This window comes from Abyssibacter sp., from assembly GCF_964229365.1.
Lineage (GTDB): Bacteria > Pseudomonadota > Gammaproteobacteria > Nevskiales > OUC007 > Abyssibacter.
This window is the reverse complement of record NZ_CAXRDQ010000081.1, coordinates 17,970-37,410: the sequence shown is the minus strand read 5'-3', so window position 1 is coordinate 37,410 and position 19,441 is coordinate 17,970. Positions and strand designations below refer to the sequence as shown.

At 64.1% G+C, this 19,441-nt stretch carries 20 protein-coding genes; 3 read left to right on the top strand and 17 right to left on the bottom strand.

Going from position 1 to position 19,441, the window contains the following annotated elements; genetic code table 11:
* Positions 1–112 precede the first annotated feature (112 nt).
* Positions 113–1,384, top strand: coding sequence for a DUF445 domain-containing protein (locus ACE1EY_RS13785; protein ID WP_291513754.1), 1,272 nt, complete (start codon positions 113–115; stop codon positions 1,382–1,384).
* Between the two features lie 8 nt (positions 1,385–1,392).
* Here ACE1EY_RS13785 and ACE1EY_RS13780 read toward each other — a convergent pair whose 3' ends face one another.
* The 7 genes from ACE1EY_RS13780 to ACE1EY_RS13750 all read right to left on the bottom strand — a co-directional run bounded on the left by ACE1EY_RS13780 (position 1,393) and on the right by ACE1EY_RS13750 (position 5,712).
* Positions 1,393–1,776: a DUF86 domain-containing protein gene (locus ACE1EY_RS13780; protein WP_370300451.1), complete on the bottom strand. Its 384-nt coding sequence runs from the start codon at positions 1,774–1,776 to the stop codon at positions 1,393–1,395.
* A 20-nt stretch (positions 1,777–1,796) separates the two neighbouring features.
* Positions 1,797–2,201, bottom strand: a complete 405-nt coding sequence (locus ACE1EY_RS13775; protein ID WP_370300434.1) for a nucleotidyltransferase domain-containing protein — start codon at positions 2,199–2,201, stop codon at positions 1,797–1,799.
* Positions 2,202–2,306: 105 nt separating this feature from the next.
* Positions 2,307–3,128, bottom strand: coding sequence for a bifunctional DNA-formamidopyrimidine glycosylase/DNA-(apurinic or apyrimidinic site) lyase (gene mutM / locus ACE1EY_RS13770; protein ID WP_370300433.1), 822 nt, complete (start codon positions 3,126–3,128; stop codon positions 2,307–2,309).
* Between the two features lie 78 nt (positions 3,129–3,206).
* Positions 3,207–3,377: a 50S ribosomal protein L33 gene (rpmG, locus tag ACE1EY_RS13765; RefSeq protein ID WP_109719079.1), complete on the bottom strand. Its 171-nt coding sequence runs from the start codon at positions 3,375–3,377 to the stop codon at positions 3,207–3,209.
* Complete coding sequence (rpmB, locus tag ACE1EY_RS13760) at positions 3,377–3,613, bottom strand: 50S ribosomal protein L28 (protein ID WP_291513758.1); 237 nt, start codon at positions 3,611–3,613, stop codon at positions 3,377–3,379. Before rpmB ends, rpmG begins: the two co-directional genes overlap by 1 nt.
* A 147-nt stretch (positions 3,614–3,760) precedes the next feature.
* Positions 3,761–5,254: a hypothetical protein gene (locus ACE1EY_RS13755; protein ID WP_291513759.1), complete on the bottom strand. Its 1,494-nt coding sequence runs from the start codon at positions 5,252–5,254 to the stop codon at positions 3,761–3,763.
* 5 nt (positions 5,255–5,259) lie between these two features.
* Positions 5,260–5,712 (bottom strand): hypothetical protein, encoded by a 453-nt coding sequence (locus tag ACE1EY_RS13750; RefSeq protein ID WP_291513760.1) that lies wholly within the window; start codon positions 5,710–5,712, stop codon positions 5,260–5,262.
* Positions 5,713–5,865: 153 nt separating this feature from the next.
* Here ACE1EY_RS13750 and ACE1EY_RS13745 point away from each other — a divergent pair, with 153 nt between their 5' ends.
* The gene (locus ACE1EY_RS13745) at positions 5,866–8,535 is read left to right on the top strand and encodes a hypothetical protein (protein WP_291513761.1); all 2,670 of its coding nucleotides are present in this window, start codon (positions 5,866–5,868) and stop codon (positions 8,533–8,535) included.
* Positions 8,536–8,544: 9 nt separating this feature from the next.
* Here the strand turns inward: ACE1EY_RS13745 and ACE1EY_RS13740 are convergent, their stop codons facing one another.
* From ACE1EY_RS13740 to ACE1EY_RS13695, 10 genes are all read right to left on the bottom strand, one after another.
* Complete coding sequence (locus ACE1EY_RS13740) at positions 8,545–9,330, bottom strand: LytTR family DNA-binding domain-containing protein (protein ID WP_291513762.1); 786 nt, start codon at positions 9,328–9,330, stop codon at positions 8,545–8,547.
* Complete coding sequence (locus ACE1EY_RS13735) at positions 9,327–10,409, bottom strand: histidine kinase (protein WP_291513763.1); 1,083 nt, start codon at positions 10,407–10,409, stop codon at positions 9,327–9,329. The genes ACE1EY_RS13740 and ACE1EY_RS13735 overlap by 4 nt, the downstream gene beginning before the upstream one ends.
* A 42-nt stretch (positions 10,410–10,451) precedes the next feature.
* On the bottom strand, positions 10,452–11,309 hold the full coding sequence (locus tag ACE1EY_RS13730; protein ID WP_370300432.1) for a DUF2306 domain-containing protein: 858 nt from the start codon (positions 11,307–11,309) through the stop codon (positions 10,452–10,454).
* Positions 11,310–11,444: 135 nt separating this feature from the next.
* The gene (radC, locus tag ACE1EY_RS13725) at positions 11,445–12,119 is read right to left on the bottom strand and encodes a DNA repair protein RadC (protein WP_370300431.1); all 675 of its coding nucleotides are present in this window, start codon (positions 12,117–12,119) and stop codon (positions 11,445–11,447) included.
* 52 nt (positions 12,120–12,171) lie between these two features.
* Positions 12,172–12,933: a GGDEF domain-containing protein gene (locus ACE1EY_RS13720; RefSeq protein ID WP_370300430.1), complete on the bottom strand. Its 762-nt coding sequence runs from the start codon at positions 12,931–12,933 to the stop codon at positions 12,172–12,174.
* Positions 12,934–13,028: 95 nt separating this feature from the next.
* On the bottom strand, positions 13,029–14,462 hold the full coding sequence (locus ACE1EY_RS13715; RefSeq protein ID WP_370300429.1) for a phospholipase D-like domain-containing protein: 1,434 nt from the start codon (positions 14,460–14,462) through the stop codon (positions 13,029–13,031).
* Positions 14,463–14,496: 34 nt separating this feature from the next.
* On the bottom strand, positions 14,497–15,510 hold the full coding sequence (locus tag ACE1EY_RS13710; protein ID WP_370300428.1) for a serine hydrolase domain-containing protein: 1,014 nt from the start codon (positions 15,508–15,510) through the stop codon (positions 14,497–14,499).
* A 65-nt stretch (positions 15,511–15,575) separates the two neighbouring features.
* Positions 15,576–16,796, bottom strand: coding sequence for a chromate efflux transporter (gene chrA, locus ACE1EY_RS13705; RefSeq protein WP_370300426.1), 1,221 nt, complete (start codon positions 16,794–16,796; stop codon positions 15,576–15,578).
* A 100-nt stretch (positions 16,797–16,896) separates the two neighbouring features.
* Positions 16,897–17,325 carry a GNAT family acetyltransferase gene (locus ACE1EY_RS13700; protein ID WP_370300425.1) on the bottom strand — a complete coding sequence of 143 codons (429 nt, stop codon included), beginning with the start codon at positions 17,323–17,325 and terminating at the stop codon, positions 16,897–16,899.
* Between the two features lie 23 nt (positions 17,326–17,348).
* Positions 17,349–17,981: a peroxiredoxin-like family protein gene (locus tag ACE1EY_RS13695; RefSeq protein ID WP_370300424.1), complete on the bottom strand. Its 633-nt coding sequence runs from the start codon at positions 17,979–17,981 to the stop codon at positions 17,349–17,351.
* A gap of 214 nt (positions 17,982–18,195) precedes the next feature.
* On the opposite strand from ACE1EY_RS13695, the gene coaBC reads away from it, so the two are divergent.
* Complete coding sequence (gene coaBC / locus ACE1EY_RS13690) at positions 18,196–19,428, top strand: bifunctional phosphopantothenoylcysteine decarboxylase/phosphopantothenate--cysteine ligase CoaBC (RefSeq protein ID WP_370300422.1); 1,233 nt, start codon at positions 18,196–18,198, stop codon at positions 19,426–19,428.
* Positions 19,429–19,441 lie beyond the last annotated feature (13 nt).

The window sequence follows — 19,441 nt, the reverse complement described above, 5'->3', positions numbered from 1 at the left end:
TTGGCCGATAGCGCCATTGACCCCGGCGCCGCGACCACTCTGCGATGCGGCGGGACGTTATAAGATGCAGGGCTCCATCGCCGACGGCCGACAATAACAAGGACACGTTTGCATGCTCGAAGCAGCCTGGGCGGATTTTCAAGCCAATCTCTGGCTGTATCTGTCGATGCCCATCACCAGCGGTCTCGTGGGGTACGTGACCAATGTGCTGGCGATCAAGATGATGTTTTTTCCCAAGGAGTTCGTCGGCAAGCCACCGCTGCTGGGTTGGCAGGGGGTGGTGCCGCGCAAGGCGGAAAAAATGGCCGGTATCGCCTGCGATACGCTGGTACCGAATCTGGTGTCCGAGCGCGAGGTGTTCGAGCGGCTGGATCCGGATCGGGTCGCCGAAGAACTCGAAGGGCCGGTGCTGGAGCTGGTCGATCAGTTGATCGACGAGATCATGACCGAGTTCGAACCGACGATCTGGGAAACCGTCCCGTTACGCATTCGCGACATGATGATCCGCCGGGCGCAGCAGGGCTCTCCCGAGGTTGTGGCCGAGATCATGGATCAGATCAAGGACAGCATCGATCAGGTATTTGATCTCAAGCGCATGGTCACGAACACGCTGACGGCCGACAAATCGCTGATCAACCGTGTGTTTCTAGAGACCGGGCGGCAAGAGTTCGTATTCATCGGCCGGTCCGGCTTTTACTTCGGCTGTGTATTCGGACTTTGCCAAATGATTGGCTGGACGTTTTACAAGGGCGACTTTCAGCTCCCGCTGTTCGGTTTGCTGGTCGGCTATCTGACCAACTACATCGCGCTGCGGATGATCTTCCGCCCGCAAATGCCTCACAAGGTCGGTCCATTCACCATCCAGGGCCTGTTTCACAAGCGTCAGAAGGAAGTCGCCCACGACTACGCTCGCTTGATCGCCGACGAGATCGTCACTCCGCGCAAGATCCTCGAAGCCGTGCTCACCGGTGTGCATTCCGGTCGGGTGTTCTCGCTTATCGCCCGCAACGTGCAGCGTGCCATCGACGAGCAAGCCGGATTCGCTCGCCCGTTTGTGGCGCTCGCAGTCGGCTCGCGCAAGTACATCCAGATGAAGCAAACCGCAGTGGAACGGCTGGTCAAGCGCCTGCCGGAAACACTGCATGTCGTGGACGACTACGCCAAGGACGCGATGGATATCGCCACCGTGCTGTCCTCGCGTCTGGAACGCCTGTCCCCGCCGAAGTTCGAGCAGATGTTGCGTCCCGCGTTCCAGGAAGACGAGTGGATGCTGATCGCAGTCGGCGCGGCCCTTGGGCTTTGCGTCGGTATCGGCCAGCTCATCGTGTTCAAAGCGATTGCGGTGACGCCGGTGATGAGCAGCGCAGCGGGGATACTCGGCTAGGACTGCGGTCAGAGCCTGATGGCCGAGCTTTCGTTCAATTCGGCGACATAGCGTCGAAAATCATCCAAATGCACGGTGCCGATCGTGTAGACAATTTGCCAGTTCAGCTTGTCGTACTCATGGACGGCGATATTGCGGAACCCGGTCGCTGCACGCATTGAGGAGGCCGTGGCGTCGCTGATCCAGCCTTGCTCGGACAAAATGCGGAATCCATCCGCCATGTCACTGGGCGCACGGAGGCCGTGATCGGCGATGACATAAGTGGCGATGTCCACCGCCTGCTGGACGGCGCGTTCCAGATTAATGACGACAATGTCTTGCAGATCGACATCGTTCGCCAACGCGTCGGCAGAAGCGGGAATTTTCGTCCGGACTCGCTCCAGACTCCGCATCAGCGACCGAATCTTGTTTCTTACGACGTCTTCAACCATCTCTGAATAACCATTCGGTCTGCTTTGCGGAGTACGGAAACGAAATCTTCCTGGTCATAGACCATGCGACGAAGGCGCTCGGCATAAGCCACAGGGTCGGCGCAATACACGAGTCGGCCTCGCGTCAGTGCCTCGCTGGCGACGGGGCCATGCTGGACAGCGAGGTCAATGACGTCCACCGGGCGGCCGAACTGTATGGCCAGATCGCGAACCAGTGCCATCGTCTGGTTCGCCGACAGAGGGTTGTCGGGAATGACCGCGATGTCCAGGTCGCTCTGCATGTTGGCTCGACCTGTCGCGAAGGAACCGAACAGCAGTGCAGCCAGCACATGCTGGCGGGCCGCGAAAAAAGAGGACAGGTCATTGACGCTCAATGAAGAGTTCATTGAGCCAGCTTAGTCGCAACGTTCAATTTGAGCACCTGATGGATGTCACAGCCGGATTACGTGAACCCGTGGGAACGCGGCGGCAGTGAATCAATCACTGTGTCCCTAACGCTGGCAGTCCGGACACCAGAAGGTGGCTCGTTGCCCGATCACCATTCGGCGGATTGCTACGCCGCAATTCGGGCAGGGGTGACCTTCGCGCTGGTACACCGATACCGAAAGCTGGAAGTAGCCAGGCAGTCCGTCGGCGCCGCTGAAGTCGCGTAGCGTGGTGCCGCCTTGGCGGATGGCCTCATCCAGCACCTCGATCACCGCCGCGTGCAGCAACTGGAGCCGGCGCGCGCTGATCCGGCCGGCCGGGCGGTTGGGGTGGATGCCGGACTGGAACAGCGCCTCATTCGCGTAGATGTTGCCGACGCCGACGACTACCCGCTGATCCATCAGCACCGATTTGATCGATGCGCTGCGATGGTGGCATGCACGGATGAGCTGTTCCGCTGACCAGTCCTGCGGTGTCGGTTCCGGCCCGAGCGCATGGAGCAGCTTGTGCTGATCCACCGGTTTGCTGGCCCATAGCGCCATGCCGAAGCGGCGGGGGTCGGTCAGCCGCAGCACCGTCCCGTCGTCGAGCCCGAGGTCCAGGTGCGCATGCTTGCCGGGCGCCGGCATCGCCTCCGGCATCAGGACATGCAGCCGTCCGGACATGCCCAGGTGAATCAGCAGGGCGCCGGTCGGCAGCTCGAAGATCAGATACTTCGCGCGGCGGCGCAGGCCGACAATGGGCTGGTCCTGCAAACGTATCTCGAGATCTTCCGGCACGCCAAAGCGCAGGCGGCGGTCGCGGACCAGGGTGTGGACGATCGTCCGCCCCTGAACGTGCGGCTCCACGCCCCGGCGTATGGTTTCGACCTCAGGTAATTCGGGCATCGGCGTTGTCCTGACAGGCACAAAAAAGCCCGCGGGCCGCGGGCTTTCTCGTCAGGAAGTCCATCAGGCAGAGCAGCTCTACTTGATCTTGGCTTCCTTGAACATCACGTGCTTGCGGACCACGGGATCAAATTTCTTGATCTCCATCTTGCCGGGGGTGTTCCGCTTGTTCTTCATCGTGGTGTAGAAGAACCCGGTGTCGGCTGTCGACACCAGCTTGATCTTGTCGCGTACGCCTTTCTTAGCCATCAGACCTTCTCCCCGCGCTTGCGGATGTCAGCGAGGACGGAATCGATGCCGTCCTTGTCGATGATGCGCATCCCTTTGGTGGAGACACGCAGCTTCACGAAACGATTCTCGGTTTCCACCCAGAAACGATGATCCTGCAGGTTGGGCAGAAAACGGCGCTTCGTGCGATTGTTCGCGTGCGACACGTTGAAACCGGCCATCGGACGCTTGCCGGTGACTTGACACACTCTGGACATGATTGCTTCCTCGGGGACGGGCCAAACACAACGTGGCCCCGCTAGCGAAAGGCCGCGGATTCTAACGGTCTGTGGGGCATCCGACAAGCCCCGTGAAGGCGAACGGAGACGCGACGCCAACGATGCTGTGCCGAAGCTGTAAATTCCTTACCCGGCGGTTGCAAGCGGTTGGGACAGAATCCACAAGCCGGAGGCCGTCAGGCCGATCATCAACACCAGCATGGGTAGCTGGCTGATCGCCGCTTCGCGCCGGGTTCCGAACAGGCGAAGCGCGACGCAGTGTGCCAGATAAACGCTGATGATGTGACCCAGGACGATCAATCCGACCTGCACGTGCCACACCGTACCCGCATCCGGAATGATCGTGCGCTGCATCCAGTCGGCCGTGCCGAACAGATTCCAGCCGAAACCGAACGGGTCGGAGACCAGCTGGATGATCTTGACGCCCTGGGTTTGGAGCAAGGTGTAGTAGTGGGTGAAGTGATAGGCCAGCGCAATCGGCAGCAGCGTCGGCGCGAATGCCAGCGCAAGGCGGCGAAACGCGATCTGCGCCCGAACAACCCGGCCGCTTAGCCAGACAAAGGCGGCGTAGACCGCCAGGTAGATCCATGGGGACGCGAGCAGCCAGGCCGAGTTCCACCAGCGATCGATTTGTCGCATAGCCGGAAACGCGGCCAGCGGATTGTCCCCAATCCAGTGCTTAAGCCCGGCGTTGTAGAGATCCGCCCATAACACCCGCCGCCAGGCCAGCGTGTCGCTTAGCCCGTCGAATGCCGTGGACGACAGCATGAGCAGGATGAAGACCAGGGCGGAGAGGCTCTCCGCCGGTCGGTCGGCGGTAGCTGCGAATGGCCAGCGCAGTTCCAGCCTTTGCCCATTCCGCCGATCTGTCCACTGGAGCGGCGACATGCGGGCGATCTGGCGAAAGAACACCGCGAAGACATCGGCGTACCGAAACCAGGCCCGGCTGCCGAACAGCCAGGCACCGATCAGGGTGATGCCGGTGTAGACCAGCAGGCAGGCGGCGAGACCGCGCGGCGTGTGCTGACCGAACAACTCGAGCCAGATGAACGCGAGATACTGGACCACGGCTGGCCAGTACCCCAGCCACACTGGATACCGCAGAGCAGGCCCTGCGGCCGGTCGGCGTCGCAGGCGGCTTGTGACCGCGGCTCCGAGATCTGCGAGGCCACGCCAGGGGTTGGCGACGCGGTACAGGTCCCCGGTCATGGCGGTGACGTAGGTCAGCCCCAGGACGAACACGATCCAGAATGCCGTGAGGTTGAAGTTGCCGTAGGGGCTGTCCACTCCCCAGAGTCCGGTCGCGATGCAAAGCGCCAGCGGAATCGCCGCCAGCGTTTGCAACGCGCGCGACCATACGCGGCCATGCCGCCACCTGCCTGCCCTGAGGCGGGTCAAATCCACGGCAGCGCTCGCGCTTGCGGCCGGCGAGCGTGTGACGACGTAGGCGACGACCACAAACGACGCCAGCAGGGCGCCGGTGGCGCCCCAGGCATACATCCAGAACGGTACGGGCAGGTTGTACACCCGTCCGAAGGAATGTCCGAAAACGGCTGGCGACGCGCAGGCGATGGCCGCGGCGACCAACGTCCGCAGGCCGCTGTTTCCAGGCGCGCGCACAGGTATCACGGGGACGGCGGGTACACCTCGATCACGCCCAGGGCACCGTGGGCATGCTGCCCCGTGCCGTGCAGTTCATGTTCGAAGCGTCCGCTGTGTGCGGCCACGAATGTCACCTCGGCCGGCGTCTGCTCCGTTAGCTGTGCATGCAGATCGTAGCCGTGCAGGTGCCATTCTCCGGCGCCGTCCGAGACGATCGTCAGCCGCAGCCTGGTGCCTTGCTCCACCCGGATGATCGCCGGTCCGTCGCTGAGGTGGCCCTGCGCCAGGACTAGTCGAACGGGTTGCGCTTCGGGGGTTGGCGCAGGTTGCGCTGTCGAAGAGCCTGCTTCATCGGTGGCGGCGGTGGGTGTTTCAACTGTCACGGCCGGCGACGGTGGCGTGGGTTTGAACAGGAAAAACAAGCCGATGAGCAGCGCTGCTGTCAGCGCGGCAAAGAGTATCAACGATCGGTTCACGGAGCTCCTCGGTGGTGGCGGGACGTCTGCCGCGTCTTGGCCGGAAGGACTTGGGTCATAACTACGATAGGCCATCCGCTTCTTCCCGCGGTAATCTGTTCCCTAATAACGACAGAACAAATCCGGATTGACCGGGTGGGGTGCGAGGAGATCATGGTGCGACATACTTTTGGCGCGGCGGGCGTATTGGCCCTGTTGCTAATCGCGGGATGTGGTGGAAATCAGAATCTTGGAGGCACGCCGGACGGTGATCAGCCTTCGGTGGCTGTCTGTGCTGATGGCCTGGACAACGACGCCGATGGGTTGATCGACCTGAACGATCCTGGCTGCGACTCTGCCGACGATACCAGCGAAGAGAACCTCGCCAGCGCGGGGAGCAAAACACGCTACGCCATGGCCGGCCAGTGCTGGGCGCTACGGTCCGTCGCGAACGATCAGTACGTGGTGCGCGATGGTGCGGCGTACCGGACCGATGCAGCGGATGTGACGGGCGCCGAGCCGTTCTTCTTCAAGGCCACAGCCCTGGGCAAATACGCGTTGTACGACAGCCAGCGACAGTTGCTGAGCGTGGACTCGCCGCCCGCGCTGACCCAGGTCGGCAGCGCCGATGCCACCGACGAATCCGAGTGGACGGTGCTGGGCCTCGGCGACGCTACCGACTACCCGCCGACTCCCGTGTATCACACGGAGCCCTCTCCCGAGACCGTCGCGGCCTATCGGAATTTCGTCGACCCGAACGGCCTCTACGCGGCATTCACGTTGGATTCGTTGACCACGGACACGCGCCTGGCTGTCGACGACAGCGGGGCGCTGGTGACCGTGGCGGCAGCCGACGGGGACAGTCAGAGCTTTGCCATCGAACCGGCATCCGGCTGCGCGGCTTATCCTGAGGCGTCCAGCAATTTCTCGGGTACGCCGTTCTCCGGAACGCAGGCTGATGGCACCGTGCTTGGCCACGCCGATGTCCATGTGCATATCAGCGCATCGGAGTTTCTGGGCGGCGCCGAATGGGGGCGCCCCTACCACAAGTTCGGCGTGGAGCATGCGCTAGGGAACTGTTCCGCAAGCCACGGACCGACGGGGCAGCTGGATCTCGTTGGCGGCCTATTCACGAACGATGTCGATGGCCATGCCACCGACGGCTACCCGACATTCACCGACTGGCCTGCCCGCGGCATGCTCACGCACGAAGCGATTTACTGGAAGTGGCTGGAACGCTCCTGGGCGGCGGGTCTGCGGTTAGCGGTTAATGATCTCGTCGACAACGAAACGCTTTGCGAGCTGCAACGCAACGCGGCCGGCAATCCGACCGAAGACTGCAATTCCATGAACAATGCCGGGCGCCAGGCCGGCACCATGTACGGCATGCAGGACTACATCGATGCCCAGTACGGCGGCCGCGGCAAAGGGTTTTTCCAGATCGTGCACGACCCTGCCGAGGCCCGAACAGTGATCGAGGACGGCAAGATGGCCGTGGTGCTGGGCATCGAGATTTCCAATCTCTTCGACTGCAAGCTCACCTATCAACCGGCCCGTACCCAAACGCCGGCGCAAGAGGACGGTTCCGGCGGCATCGAGAACAGCTACGGCTGCACCGTCGAAGAGGGTCAGCCCAACTCCATCCTCACGCAGATGCAGCGCGTGCACGATTGGGGCGTGCGGCAGATCATCTCCATCCACGAGTTCGACAATGCCTTCGGCGGCAACGGGATTTTTGATGGCCTGGTATTAAACCTGGGCAACCGCGAGAATTCCGGAGGCATCCCGTCCGGCGACGTCGCCGAGATCACCGGCCTGCTGAGCGGTAATCTGGACCCGGCGCAGGTCACCGAGCTGGCCGAGAACCTCCAGACCACGGAAACACCCACGGGCGAATTCTGGACCACCTACGACTGCCCGATTGAAGGCGAAACGCAGGACTTCACCGGCTATCTGTGGGGTAGTTCTGGTGGCAGTAGCCAGAGCTTCCTGTCCCAGCCCTTGTGTGTGCCGACAGGCCAGGGTGGGCGCTCCGGCGGCACAACGCCGTGCTACCCGGCCGATCTGCGTCAGTGCAACGCACGCTGGATGACACCCGCCGGCCTGTACACCTACGGCAAGATGATGGAACTCGGATTCATCTTCGATTTCGATCACATGGAAATGGGCATGAAGACCCAGGCCCTGGAACTGGCCGAAGCCCAGAACCCTGTCTACCCGCTGGTGTCCACGCATGGCACCTTTGGTGGCACAACCATCGACCAGGCGGCCCGCGTGCTGCGTGGTGGCGGGTTCCTCTATCCCAGCAATGGCTCCAGCCGCGGGTTCCGCGACGACCTGGACGAGACCTTCGGCATCTACCAGATGGCCGTATCGGACATGCCCGCCGAGCAGCGCCCGCTGTTCGGGTTCGGCTACGGCACCGACACCAACGGCTTGTCCTCGCAGACCGGCCCGCGCGGCGATTTCGAGGCCGAGGACGCCGTCGTCTACCCCTACACCCTGTTCGCCGGTGATGTGTTCGACGCGCTGCCGGCCTTTGCCAATGTCGAGCCGGTCCAGTTCCATCAGCCCAGCTCGACCGATGCCGACGGCGTGATCCAGCGCACCTGGCATCAGGACATCGACGGCAATGCCCACCACGGCATGCTCAGCGGTTTTGTCGAGGAGCTTCGGCTGGAAGGCACTGCCGACCAGATCGGCCACCTCTACAACTCGGCCGAGGTGTTCCTCCAAACCTGGGAACGCACCGAAGCCTCGCGTGCCGGCATCGCTGCCAACGGCCTGCAGGTGCCGGACGGTGTGCTGCGACCGGCGCCGCCAGAAGGGGCGATAGCGCCGTAGCGTCCGCCCCTACATTTGCCGGAAGACGCCGAGGAAACCTCGGCTAACCGGCAATGTTTCGCGTCGTCCGCGCAGGTGTAGCGTGCCTGTCTCGTTGTCGTGCCGCTGCAAGTGGCTGGCCGCATTGAGGTCGACGATCACGGAGCGGTGAATCTGTACGAACTGTTCCGCCTCAAGCTGGTTCAGTAACTGGCGCAGCGGCAGGCGGACCAGCGATTCCAGAGGCCTGCCGGATTCATCGCGCCAGGCCACGCGTGTGTACTTGCTGTCCGACTGGAAATAATCGACATCGTCCACCGGGATCAGCTGGGTGGTCTGTCCGGTCTGGGCTCGGATCCAGCGCAACGAATCCTGCGGCTGTACGCGCTCCAGCTTGCTCAACAAAGTCTGCAAGACTGCGTCGATCGAGGGCACGGGCCGCGCTTCGGCTAGCCGTTGCTGCAATCTTGAGACGCAATCGGCCAGTCGCTCGGACTCGACCGGCTTGACCAGATAATCGAGCACGCCCTCGGCAAATGCCTGAACGGCGTATTCATCGTAGGCGGTCACGAAGACGATGTGCGCGCGGTGTCCGACCTGCTGAGCCACCTCGATACCGTTTGCGCCCGGCATACTGATATCGAGGAAGCAGATATCCGGCTGCGCCGACTCGAATGTCTCGATGGCCTCGCGCCCGTTACGGGCCTCGGCCACGACTTGTAGTTGCGGCCAGACATTCCCGAGTTGTCTGATCAGACGTTGCCGGAGCAGCGGCTCATCCTCTGCAACCAAGGCTGTCGGCGCCGCGGTGCTCATATCGCAGCCACCTGGGCGGGAAACTCTAGTTCGACCTCGACTCCACGCGGCTCGCATTCCTGGATGCGCAACCGAACGGTATCGTCGAACGCCAAGCGTAGCCGCGAGCGAAGTGATTTCAGCCCCGTTCCCAAACCCGGCGTAGCCGATGCCAGACCCAAACCGGTATCGCGAACGACAATGCGACAGCGATGCTCTCGCAGCCGCACGGTGACAAAAATGTGTCCACCCTGTTCGCTGGGATCAATTCCATGGCGGATCGCGTTTTCGATGAGTGTGAGTACGGTGGTTGGCGGGCACGCCAAGGGTTTGGTCGCCTCATCCATATCGAGCGTAAATGCCAGTCGGTCGGACATCCGCATTTGCATCACCTCGAGATAGGACCGAACCAGTTCCAATTCCTGCTCTAGCGTGGTCGATGTTTGCTCCAGGCGAGGCACGGCAGCGCGCAAGTAGGCGATTAGGCTGCGCAGGACATCGCGAGCTTTGGGGGATTCGTCTTCCACCAGGCTTTGCACGTTGGCCAGGGTGTTGAACAGAAAATGCGGCGATACCTGCCCCTGCATCAGCCGCAGCTGGGCATCCAAGGCCTGACGCTCCAGTTCGCTGCGTTCCAGCTCAAAGCGCAATGCCTGTTCCTGCACGATGCTCTCCCGCTGGCGGACCAGCGCGCCGAGGGCGCCCCACGGTGCGAGGAGCAAACCAAAGACGCTGAGCATAAAAAACCCCGACAGCCGTCGCTCCTCGGTCCAGAATGCGGGGGCCGAGTCCGGTGTGGAGGCGACATAAATCACAAATACCGTGATTGGCATGGCCAGCGCGACACTGATGACCTGCAAGACCCAGCGTGCTAGCCAGCGCGGCAACCGACGTGGCCAGCGTTCCAGCAAGCCGAAGATGACCATGCCCACGAGTCCCATCGACCAGGTGCGATAAAGCGCTGCTGGCAACCCGGAGTCCCAACTCAAACCGATCGGCAGAGCTGGCAACGTGGCGAGAATGAGGACGAAGCGCAGCCTGCGCCAGTGAACGATCTGCGTCCAGCTCGCATCAGTGGTCACGGCATTGCTTGTACCCATGGCGCGAGCATAGAACAGCGCTCGGCAGAATTCCGGTGCCGGTCAGAACCGTGGCAGCCACAACATCATCGACGCGGTGGTGATGCCTGCGGCCGTCAATAGCGTTGCGGCGACCAGCACCACCGAGGTCGGTTGCCACAGACGGGATGCCGGCGAGGCCTGGGCGCGAAAATAGAGTTCCAGCACCGCGAGCGGGACCAGGAACTGGGCGAAGGTCAGAATGCTCAGCGTTGGCCCGGTGAACGTTTCGGGGTCGAATCCCACGGGCGCCTGGTGAATTGCCAGCCAAAGCGTGAGCGCCAGGCGGAAGAACCACACCCCGCTGACCGCAATGAACAACCGCAACGCCCAGCGCCTGTGGAAGGCAGTCTGTCGCCGTCTTGCCGCGCGCCAGGCCATGGTGGCAAAGACCAGAATCAGCAACCCGTTGAAGCTGGTCCCGAGCTTTTGGGGCACATCGCCCGGAGTACCGCCACCGACCCAGATCAGATAGAGCCCGCTTAAACTGAGTACCGATGCCGTGGCCAGATATCCTCGGCCAATCCAGCGGTGCAGTCCTGCGTAGGAGCGCCGCAGCGACGGCAACAGCTGCAGTGCGCCGCCTATCACGATGACCATCACCAGAAACAGATGCGACGCGAGCACCGCATTGAGCATGGGCTCGCCGGGCACATAGCCTTGCTGCAGCGTCTTGTTCCAGCGCTCGGGCTGGCCTTGCAGCGCTGCCCCACCATAGAACCATGCCACATACCCCGCCATCAGCAACTGACCAGCAATCGCGACCGCAAGCCAAGCCTGCCCGGCGCGGTAGAGCAATGCAGCGCCTGTGTTTCGTGACGGCGCCAGGTGCAACGGAGCAGTGACGTTCGCGGGATGGGCAGCAACATTGGAGCTCGGCATGGCACGGATGACTGGTGCGGGCATGACCGCATGGTTCGCCGGGCGAGTACGGTTCGCCACCTTGATGCGACGAGCCACGGTTTTGGCGGGCCGAGCGACGGCTATCGTGGTCGAACGGCAACGCCGGCGATGGATTTAGAGCCAGCCCCGCTCGGCAAAGCTCACCGGCTCGCCCTGGCCGATGACCACGTGATCCAGCACGCGGATATCGACCAGGGCCAACGCATCGCGCAATCGGTTGGTGAGGTGCCGGTCTGCCTGGCTGGGTTCGGCGATGCCGGACGGATGGTTGTGCGCAAGAATGACGGCGGCCGCGTTGTGCTGCAGGGCGGTTTTCACGACTTCGCGCGGGTACACGCTGGCACCGTCGATGGTGCCGCGGAACAGCTCCTCGAAGGTGATGACCCGGTGCCGGGTGTCCAGAAACAGGGCGCAGAACACCTCATGCGGGCGGTCAGCCAGTTGAGCCTGCAGATACGCGAACGCGCTGCGGGCGTCGGTAATGCCCGCCTGATCCTTTAGCTCCGAGGCCAGATGCCGACGGGCCATTTCGAGCACGGCCTGAAGCTGGACAAATTTGGCATCGCCCAGCCCGCGTCCGTGGCAGAACCGTGACCGGTCGGCGTTGAGCAACGGCCGCAATCCGCCGAAGTCACTCAGCAGTTGTCGGGCGAGATCAACGGCCGACTGACCCGTGACCCCCGTGCGCAGGAAGATCGCCAGCAGCTCGGCATCCGACAAGGCGGCGGCGCCGCGGTCCAGCAGTTTTTCACGCGGGCGCTCGGCGGCCGGCCAGTCGCGAATCGACATCAGTCATTCCCGTCCCCAGATGGTTTCTCTAGTTCCGAGATCGGTGCTGATATCAGGACAGGGCCGCGTTGTCCTCGGTGAGCACGCGATTGCGGCCCGCCTGTTTGGCGGCATACATGGCCTGGTCGGCCGCGTTAAACCGAGATTCGCCGACTGCCTCGGCCCACTGCTGGCGCGCGGCACAGCCGAACGATGCCGTCACCGAATGACGCTCGCCGTCGACAACACAGTAGGCGGATTGAGCCATGATCTGGCGCAGGCGTTCGGCAGCGGTTTCGGCGGCTTGCAGCGTCGAACCCGGCATCAGCAATGCGAATTCCTCACCGCCGATGCGGGCGACAATTTCGTCGCCGCGGGCCGCGTCCGCAACGGCGTGACCGACATGGCGCAGGACCTCGTCGCCAGCGGCATGCCCGAAACTGTCGTTGATTCGCTTGAAGTGATCCAGGTCGAAGATCACCAGCGCGACGGGTTGTTCATGACGCCGCATGGCGCTGACCACATTGCCCAGTGCAATGTGGAAGAACTCCGCGTTGTACAAGCCGGTGAGCCCGTCATGCAATCCGCGGTCGCGCTCGGCCTGCTCGTGACCGCCCATGATCCAGCCGAAACCGGCGAACACGGACATGGTCCCGAACAGCATGTAAGCGAACAGACCCGGTGTGGCGCGGATCGCGGTTTCCGGGGGCTGACCGTCCAGTGCCAGAATCAACAGCCAGCCCAGCGGAGCGCCAATGGCGAGCAGCCCGCCCTGCAAGGCCCGCGTGATCGAGAGATGCCGGTTTAGCCACCACTTCATGCGTTCGTAGTGCAAGGCGGATCCTTGTGGTCATGGTGTCGTGCACGCCACGGTGTCGATCAAGACGGCACGGTGGCGATGCGGGGCAATCGACGTGTTCGAAGTCTCGGTCAAAGATAAGGCGAGAACAGCCAGCAGGCCGCATCGCGCACGCGCCGCAGCGGGCCGCGTGCGTCCAGCCGTTCGGCAGTCCATCGCTCGCCGCCATCCATCGCGCCGTCAATGATCGCATGCAGGCGTTCGGCGAACCGGGTGTCGTAGACCTCCACGCCGAGCTCGAAATTCAAGCGCAGGCTGCGAGGGTCGAGGTTGGCCGAGCCGATCATGGCGTAGTGCTCATCGATCACGAACAGCTTGGAGTGGCAGAACGGCGGTGCCTGACGCCACACATTGATGCCACGGTCCAGCAGCCGATGCAGCATGTGCTGCGCGGCGTAATGCACGGCGCGCACGTTGTTGTGATCGGGCAGGATGATGTCGACCTGCACGCCGCGTAACGCGGCGCCGAGCAGGGCAGCCTCCAGTTCGGGCGGGGGGAGGAAGTACGGCGTCATGATCCGCACGCGTTCCCGCGCCGAGACGATCGCCGCCTGCAGGACCAGCCGCAGATGATCCAGATCCTCGTTCGGTCCATCGGTGATGACCCGACAGACCGAGGCCCCGGCGGCGGGTTGATCGTCGGCCCACAACGGGGAGCTCCAGACCTCCCGTGTGGCCAGATACCAGTCCGCAGCAAACGCGGTGGCGAGCTGGTTGAGTACCGGCCCGGCGATTTCAAAATGCGTATCTGCGGCCGTCGTGCGCCGGTTCTCGGTGACCATGTGGCGGCTGCCGATGTTCATGCCGCCGGTGAACCCGATGCATCCGTCCACCAGCAACAGCTTTCGATGGTTGCGCAGGTTGATATGCAATGCGGGGGGCAGAACCCGCGGCGGGTGAAAGCGCGCGCAGCGGATGCCGCGACGCCGGAGCAGTCGCACGGCGCGGGGCAGCGAGTACAGCTCGCCGATGCCGTCGACCAGTACGCGAATGTCCACGCCTCGCGCCTTGGCGCGCTCCAGCGCCTGGATGACGTCCCGGCCCACCTTGTTCGTCTCGAAAATGTAGGTGGCTAGCGCCACCGACTCGGTGGCCGCGTCGATTGCGGCCAGCATCGCTGGAAAAGCCTCTTCGCCATTGCGGAGCGGCCGGACCCGGTTGCCGCCCAGCAGAGGGCTTTGGGTCACGGTGTCGCCGGTATGGATTAGCGATAAATGGGCAGATAGCTGCGCCCGGAGCTCAGGGTTTTCGCGTACGTCCGCCTGGGCGTGCGGCGACAGTTCGTCCGGCAGCGCGGTGGCGATTTGCCGGGCGCGGCTCTTGACGCGGTTGATTCCGAACAACAGATACAGCACCGGACCGGCAACCGGAAACAGCAGCGTCACGGCAATCCAGCCCCAGGCGGCGCGCGGGTCTGGCAGGTGCAGCAATGCGTGAATGCCTGCCGAAACGGCGATCAATACGGTGCCGCCTAGCGCCAGGGCCTGCCACGGGATCTCCAGCAATCCATCGCCTCCGGGTATCGTCGACCCGCCGAGGCTACTGTTCGGCGCCGTCCGTGTCGAAATCAAACAGCGTGTGCGGCTCCTCGTCGAGAATCGCCACCGCGTCGGCCAGCAGGCCCAGACCGTTTTCGGCGTTGGTCAGCACCACCAGCGCGCGGCGGCGCACAGGGTCCAGCAGGGCGAGGTGGACAAATCGGGGATCGGCGCCCCAGTGAAAGGCGGTCAGGCCCGTGTCTGCGCGGCGCTCCAGCCCCCAGCCCAGCCCCCAGTAAAGGCCTTGCTGCCGCGCGACGGTGGTCTGCACACCCAGCAGCGTTGCCAGCGTGGCAGCCTCGCGCTCCGGGCTTAGCAACCACTGCAGGAATTTCGCGTAGTCCCTAGCGGACGTCACCAGGTTGCCCGCCGCGTCAAAGCGCGAGTCAGACATGCCTGCGGCGGCGAACAGCTGCTCGGCCGCAAGCTGGGGTAGCGGCATGTTCTGCCCGGCTTCGAGGGTTCGGACGAGCAGATCGTAGCCGGCGCCGGACGGCTGCCAGGCGCCCGGTGCGGCGTCGTATGACGGTGTTGGGGCGGTGGATCCCGCAGCAAGGCCGGCCGTATGCGACAGGAGTTGCCGGGGCGTGAGGCGAGCCACTGGACCCCAGTCGGGGGCCTGCGGGGCGACATCGGTCAACGGGCTGTGGAGCGACCAGGAAGACTGCCGCGCCAGGGCCAGTGTGAGCGCCGCGATCACCGGCTCCCGCAGGCCGGCGGCCGAAAACAGGCTGTCTGCGCTAATCGCCACACCGGCGGTGGAGGTGCCAAACCCTTCGGCCCACTGCAGGCGGCCATCGCCGACAAAACCAATCGCCGCACCGGAGACGCCGTGCGTGCGCAGCAGCTCCGGCATGGCATCACGCAGCCGGTCCAGCCGCGACTCGTCCCAGGCGACGGCGCGCAGTTCCAGCTCGGAGTTCATCGCCGGTTCGCCGGGGTCGACTTGCGTTTGCGCGCAGCCTGCCAGCAGGCACGCAGCCAGCAGCGCGATCAGTCGATGAGGTGTCCTCATAGTGCGGCAAGTGACGACGAGGCGAAATGGGGGCATGGCAGGCACGCGGATGCAGAATCCGGCGGCTAGTGTATCGACAACCCGGCCGCCTGCATCGCCACGCTGGCGGCCACGCACCACAGCACGACCCACAACGGCGATCGGCCCAGCAACCCGAAGCCGATGAGGGCGATGGCGAGGTCCGCGCCGCCAGTCACGGCCGATGTGAAGATCGGATCGTAAAGCGCTGCGCCAAGCAGGCCGACGACGGCGGCATTGACCCCGGCAATGGCGCGTGTGGTGGCAGCGTGACGCGAGATCGCGTCCCAGGCCGGCAGCACGGCTGACACCAGCAGAAAGCCGGGCAGAAACATGAAGACCAGCGCGACCAGCGCGCAGAGCACCGCGGCATGTCCGGTGGGTATTTCCGCCCCGAGATAGGCCGAGAACGCGAACATCGGCCCCGGAATCGCCTGCGCGGCGCCGTAACCCGCGAGGAATTGTTCCTGGTTCACCCAGCCGGGCCCGACGACGGCTTCTTCCAGCAGGGGCAGCACCACGTGACCGCCGCCAAAGACCAATGCGCCGGCGCGGTAGAAGGCTTCGGCGACGGCTGCGAGTGTGGGGGTGGCCCCGGCGATCAGCGGAAGGCCGACCAATAGCAGCAGGAATGTGGCAAGTAAGCCGGCACCCAGCCGAATGCCGTAACCGGTCGGGAAGGGCTCACCGGGGCTGGGCTGCAAGTTACGGCAGGCCAGCCAGCCGGCAACGCCACCGCCGACCACCACGAGCAGCTGCACCCAGGCAGCGCCCAGGCTGAGCACGACGGCGGCCGCGATCACGGCGATGGCTTGGCGGCGGCGGTCCGGGCATAGCTTCTTCGACATGCCCAGCACAGCGCTGGCCACCACCGCCAGCGCAACCAGCTTCAAGCCATGGATCACCGCCATTCCGACGGGCCCTTGCAAGGCCGGAGCGATGGCTGCGAACAGCACCAGGAGAATGGCCGATGGCAGGGTGAATGCGACAAACGCGGCGAGCGCACCGCGCCAACCACCCCGCAGCAGGCCCAACGTAAAGCCGAGCTGGCTGCTGGCCGGGCCAGGCAGAAACTGGCAGATCGCCAGTAACTGGGAAAACTGGCTCTCGGTGACCCAGCCGCGCCGTTGGACCAACTCCGCGCGGAAATAGCCGAGGTGGGCGATCGGACCGCCGAACGAGGTCAACCCAAGCTTGAGGAAGGCAAGAAACACCTCCCGCGCGGAGCCATGCGAGCGCGGCGACTCGGTGTTGGTGTCGTCGATCATGGGGCTTTTCGTCGGTGGGGACCGGTTGGCGTGCACGGGGTCACGGGGCACAGCGCTGCTTCGAGGATCGCACGGTCACTTGACGGTTTGGCGACGCCGCTCAGTCATCCGCGATCAGCCGTTTGCCCAGACTCACCGCTGCATCCACCTGGTAGCCGAGGCGCTGATAAAAGGCGAGGGCGGCCGGATTCTCTGCACGGACTTGCAGGTTGAGCTTGGGGCAGCCCAGGTCAACCAGCCGTTGTTCGACCGCCCGCATCATCTGCCGTCCATAGCCCTGCCCCCGACATGCCGGCGCGACGGCCAGATAGTTCACCCAGCCACGGTGGCCGTCGTAGCCAGCCATGGCGCTGGCCACCAGCACGCCGCCGGATTCGCCGACCAGAAACAGTTCGGCTTGCGTGGTCAGCTTGCGCTGGATGTCGCGGCGGGGGTCGTTCCAGGGGCGAGTGAGTTCGCAGTTGGTCCACAGCGCGACCACGGCGTCTTCATCGGGCGGTGCAAAGGCACGAATGCTCAGGGCAGGCATGGTGGCGCTGCAGCGGCTGGCTGCTATTGGTCGTTCGTGGTGGCCTGCTCGCCGCGCAGGCTGGCGGCGACGCTGAGCAAGGCGTCCGGGTCCATCCGCACCTTGTAGTCGGCATTCGAGTAGCGATAGCGGATCACGCCGCCGGTATCCACCAGAAGCACGGTCGGGACTGGCAACAAGTGGTGGTCATGACCCGAGGCGGCCTCCAGGTCGATACCGTAGCCCTTGTACTGCTCGATGGTGGCGTCGTCCACACGAAACGCGATGCCCAATGCCCGGATCAACCGTGCGGCCGCATCCGACAGCAAACGATAGTCGACCGGCGTCTTGTTCAGGCCCTCCCGCAGCGATTCCGGGCGATCGGGGCTGACCGCCACCAGGCGGTAGCCCAACGCGGCCAGGTCATCCTGAATCAGTCGCAACTCGGCCAGTTGCCGGTTGCAATAGGGACACCAGCCGCCACGGAAAAACACCATCACGGTGGGCATGCCGGCCAGCGCTTCGCGCGCACCGATGGACGCGCCTTCAATGGTTTGTACCTGAACATCGGGCAGGGGCGTGCCCACGGCAATGGGGTCGATGTCCTCGGCGCGGTCGGGTGTGGCCAGCAACGCGAAAGGCCAGCAAAGCAGAAGGGCTAGAACGCGGGCGCGCATGGCGGATCTCCAGAAAATGAGTACGGGGCAAGGTCATGGACCGGGCCGGTGCCACGACTGTCACAGTCGGTCGGTCTGAGGCATGCAGTACGAAGCATGTTATCGCTCGGTAGCGGCGAGCGGGGCGCGCGCCTGCCTTCGCGGGCCATGCGACCGGAAAACTGGTTCTGGCCTCGCGCTACAATTCGCCCGACCATACTTTTCCGGAGCGGCAATGTCCGCACAACCCAATGTTCTGCTGGGCGTTTGTGGTGGTATCGCAGCGTACAAGACAGCCGAGCTGACGCGCCGGCTGATCAAGCAGGGCGCCAACGTGCAGGTCGTGATGACGGCCAACGCCGAGCGTTTCATCACGCCCCTGACCTTGCAGGCCTTGTCCGGCAATGCCGTGCGAACCAGCCTCTGGGACCACGCGGCCGAGCTGGGCATGGGGCACATCGAACTGGCGCGCTGGGCGGATCTGGTCGTGATCGCGCCGGCCAGTGCCGATTGCCTCGCCCGTCTGGCGACAGGGCAATGCAATGATCTGCTGACCACGTTGTGCCTGGCGACCACCGCTCCGATTCTCGTCGCGCCGGCGATGAACACGGTGATGTGGGAGCACCCGGCGACGCGGGCCAACATGCAGACACTCGACGAGCGCGGTGTCAGCGTTGTGGGGCCGGGCGTCGGTGAACTGGCCGAGCGCGAATCCGGTCCGGGACGCATGAGCGAGCCGTCAGAGATTGTCGAGGCGATCAACGCCTGCGTTGGCGTTGCGGCCGCCGATGGGCCGATGCGCCATCGCGGCGTGCTGATCACGGCCGGACCAACCCGGGAGCCGCTGGACCCCGTTCGATTTCTGACCAATCGCTCATCTGGCAAGATGGGTTTCGCCGTCGCCGCGACCTGCGCCGCATTGGGCGCCGAGGTCACGCTGGTCGCGGGCCCGGTCAGTCTGCCCACTCCTCGCGGCGTCACCCGGATTGATGTCGAGACGGCCCAGCAAATGCATGAAGCCGTGCTGGATCAGCTGCCCGAGGCCGAGGTATTCATCGCCACAGCGGCCGTGGCCGACTACCGCACCGCCGAAGTCGCCGATGCCAAGATCAAGAAGTCGGCCGAGCGTCAACAACTCGAACTCGTGCGGAACACCGATATCCTCGCCGACGTGGCGCAGCGCTATCCGGAAGTCTTCACCGTCGGTTTCGCCGCCGAGACCGACGACCTGGAGGGCTACGCCCGTGGCAAGCTCGAAGCCAAGCGACTGGACATGATCGCCGCCAACTGGGTCGGCAACGGCCGCGGTTTCGATACCGATGACAATGCGCTTTGGGTCGCCTGGAACGATGGCGAACAGGCGCTGGGCCCGGCGCCGAAGACCGTCCTGGCCCGCGCGTTGGTGGAGCTGATCGCCAACCGGCTCGACACCAAGTTTCCATCCGCCGCCAAGCCCGAAAAGCCCTAACCGCCAGCCCGAG

Coding starts and splice junctions, on each gene's coding strand:
- ACE1EY_RS13785 (WP_291513754.1), top strand. CDS start 113: ATGCTCGAAGCAGCCTGGGCGGATTTTCAAGCCAATCTCTGGCTGTAT.
- ACE1EY_RS13780 (WP_370300451.1), bottom strand. CDS start 1,776: ATGCGGAGTCTGGAGCGAGTCCGGACGAAAATTCCCGCTTCTGCCGAC.
- ACE1EY_RS13775 (WP_370300434.1), bottom strand. CDS start 2,201: ATGAACTCTTCATTGAGCGTCAATGACCTGTCCTCTTTTTTCGCGGCC.
- mutM (WP_370300433.1), bottom strand. CDS start 3,128: ATGCCCGAATTACCTGAGGTCGAAACCATACGCCGGGGCGTGGAGCCG.
- rpmG (WP_109719079.1), bottom strand. CDS start 3,377: ATGGCTAAGAAAGGCGTACGCGACAAGATCAAGCTGGTGTCGACAGCC.
- rpmB (WP_291513758.1), bottom strand. CDS start 3,613: ATGTCCAGAGTGTGTCAAGTCACCGGCAAGCGTCCGATGGCCGGTTTC.
- ACE1EY_RS13745 (WP_291513761.1), top strand. CDS start 5,866: ATGGTGCGACATACTTTTGGCGCGGCGGGCGTATTGGCCCTGTTGCTA.
- ACE1EY_RS13740 (WP_291513762.1), bottom strand. CDS start 9,330: ATGAGCACCGCGGCGCCGACAGCCTTGGTTGCAGAGGATGAGCCGCTG.
- ACE1EY_RS13735 (WP_291513763.1), bottom strand. CDS start 10,409: ATGGGTACAAGCAATGCCGTGACCACTGATGCGAGCTGGACGCAGATC.
- ACE1EY_RS13730 (WP_370300432.1), bottom strand. CDS start 11,309: ATGCCGAGCTCCAATGTTGCTGCCCATCCCGCGAACGTCACTGCTCCG.
- radC (WP_370300431.1), bottom strand. CDS start 12,119: ATGTCGATTCGCGACTGGCCGGCCGCCGAGCGCCCGCGTGAAAAACTG.
- ACE1EY_RS13710 (WP_370300428.1), bottom strand. CDS start 15,510: ATGAGGACACCTCATCGACTGATCGCGCTGCTGGCTGCGTGCCTGCTG.
- chrA (WP_370300426.1), bottom strand. CDS start 16,796: ATGATCGACGACACCAACACCGAGTCGCCGCGCTCGCATGGCTCCGCG.
- ACE1EY_RS13700 (WP_370300425.1), bottom strand. CDS start 17,325: ATGCCTGCCCTGAGCATTCGTGCCTTTGCACCGCCCGATGAAGACGCC.
- ACE1EY_RS13695 (WP_370300424.1), bottom strand. CDS start 17,981: ATGCGCGCCCGCGTTCTAGCCCTTCTGCTTTGCTGGCCTTTCGCGTTG.
- coaBC (WP_370300422.1), top strand. CDS start 18,196: ATGTCCGCACAACCCAATGTTCTGCTGGGCGTTTGTGGTGGTATCGCA.